Annotated in this window: 1 protein-coding gene; it reads left to right on the top strand. The window is 67.8% G+C overall.

The window, feature by feature from the left end:
* Window positions 1-167 precede the first annotated feature (167 nt).
* Window positions 168-1801 (top strand): hypothetical protein (locus FFK22_RS41635; protein WP_143956992.1); only part of this gene is annotated, 1634 nt, incomplete at its 3' end.

Below are 1801 nucleotides of genomic sequence, written 5' to 3'. Positions count from 1 at the left end.
GGCTGCACCCCAATGTGACAGCCTCTTGTCAGACCGGGGCGGCGCGAAGCCGGACGTTCGGCGATGAGGATCATGACTGTATATCAATGGGGCATTGGACCGATCCGGGCCGTTGCCGCCATGTTGACGGCGTGGGCGGGGTGCTCACGAGAGGCGGAGGGAATGACATGTCTGGCACGCTTGGATCGTCGGTCTGGTCGGGAGGCGATCCTGGTTCGCAGGTCATGTCGGATGAAGTGAGGTCGCAGCGGTCGCGGCAGTTGTGGGAGGAAGATCCGGCCCTGTATGCGTGGGTGTCGGAGATCACCGCGATGCCACCCTTGGCCCGGTCGCTGCAGACAGGGGATCTGAACCAGGCCTGGCGGAACATCGATGACGATCCCGAGGAGCTGGGCGTTCTCGCGAGGCAGATGCCGTTCACGGTCGTGGGCCTGCTCGACCGGAATGTGGCCGAGCGTCAGAGGCTCGCCGAGGATCCTGAGGCGCTGTATGCCGCGATCCTGGAAGAACAGGCGGCCCGGCATCAGCGGTTTCAAGACAGTGCGTGCAGGCTCATGGCGGTGGGCACGCTTAACGGCCGGCCGGTCGACTTCGCCACGCTCGCGTCGCTGTACCCGCCCAAAGTGCTGGCTCGGCTCCTGCCCGGTGAGTGGGCGGCACATCAGGCGGCGCAGGTCGGTGCCGACGGGTCGGGCGATGTCGAGATGACGGCGATGGCCGCAGGCGGGACGAGACCCGCCATGACACGCGAAGAGGCGTGGGAGGCGATCGCCGACGTGCCGCCGGCGTTCCACGCCGCCTACGACGCCCTGCTGGAGATGGCCGAGCCCGCACGCTATGGGGCGATCCTGGACGTCCTCCTCGGTTCTGCGGGGACGAGCGGCGACGAGGAGGTGGCGGAGAGGTCCGATGAGGATCTGCCGCCCGGCATGCCCTCGCAGACCGTTCTTGGCAAGCGCAAGGCGGCGTCGGACCGGAAGGGAGAAGGTGCGCCGGTCCGACGGCCGCGACTGGATCCTGTCCCGCTCGGTGCCACGGACTGGCTGGGGGATGAACATATCGCAGCGGATTACGCGCTGCTGACGGAGGAGCTGTGGAGGCAGAATCCGCTCCTGGCCGCCGAGGCTCGTTTCGTGCCGCCGGCGGTGGTTCATCTGCTGCGGCACGCCGAGCCCGGGAGGGATCTGGAGGAGGCGCTGGGGGGGATTTATCGCGACGGCGACGGCCAGGACACGGCCCGTTACCTGTTTCTGCCGGTGAACAACGGTGATGCCGGGTTCGGCGGCACGCACTGGTCGCTGCTGTTCGTCGATCGGGGGCATCCGCAGGGACCGCAGGCCCATCACTATGATTCACTGCCGGGCTTTGCCCAGTTCGACATTGCAGGACAGCTCGCGGGCAGGTTGGGTGTGACGACGCCGCTTTGGGATGGGCAGATGGCCCGGCAGAGCAACGGCTATGACTGCGGCGTCGCGGTGCTGGCGGCGACGCGCGAGCTCGTCGCCCGGCTGGCGAGAGGCCAGGCGCCGGAGGCGGCGACGCTGCATCTTGGAGACGTCGTCGCCGATCGCCCGGTGCTCCAGGCCCGGCTCGGAGGGCGACGCCAGAACGCCGTGGAGGAGAGCCATCCGGAGCCGGCACCAAGCTCAGATCCAGGCTTGAAGCCAAAACGCCGAAGCCGGGCAAAGCTTGATGAGAAGATCGCCGGATTGGTGCCCCAAGCCATGGCGGCGGGGTTTGAGCTGTCGCGCGAGGAGTGCGAGCGCATCGGCAAGCGCTCCGGCGGATCGCTTGCCCTGAA

The sequence above is a fragment of the Mycobacterium sp. KBS0706 genome, assembly GCF_005938675.2.
In the GTDB taxonomy this organism is placed as follows: Bacteria; Pseudomonadota; Alphaproteobacteria; order DSM-16000; family Inquilinaceae; genus Inquilinus.
Note: the sequence above shows the minus strand (reverse complement) of the source record. Positions and strands in the feature narration are given on the sequence as shown.